We start from the raw sequence: 423 nt of genomic DNA on the forward strand, positions 1-423 counted from the left end.
CGGCTTCCGACCGCCCGTCTTCAACGGACTGGCGAACTGGAGCTACGTCTTCACGGACTATCCGCTGTTCTGGCCGGCCATGCGCAACACCCTGTGGCTGGTGCTGGTCATGGTGAGCTGCCGGGTCGTCTTCGGTCTCGGCGTCGGCCTGCTCATCACGAGGATCAGGACCGGGGCCGGCATCTTCCGGACCCTGTTCTACCTGCCCTACCTGGCCCCACCGGTCGCCGCGACGCTCGCCTTCGTCTTCCTCCTCAACCCCGGCACCGGCCCGGTCAACACCGTGCTGGAGTCACTCGGACTGCCCGCGCCGGGCTGGTTCACCGACGCCGACTGGTCCAAGCCCGCCCTCACCGCGCTGGCGCTGTGGGGGGTCGGCGACCTGATGGTCATCTTCATGGCCGCGCTGCTCGACGTACCGAA

1 protein-coding gene is annotated in these 423 nt (G+C 68.1%); it reads left to right on the top strand.

Going from position 1 to position 423, the window contains the following annotated elements:
• Nucleotides 1-423, top strand: a 423-nt coding sequence (locus tag G3I71_RS48390) for a carbohydrate ABC transporter permease (RefSeq protein ID WP_164325346.1), incomplete at both ends; no start/stop codon positions are given.

It is taken from the genome of Streptomyces sp. SID12501, assembly GCF_010550245.1.
Lineage (GTDB): Bacteria > Actinomycetota > Actinomycetes > Streptomycetales > Streptomycetaceae > Streptomyces.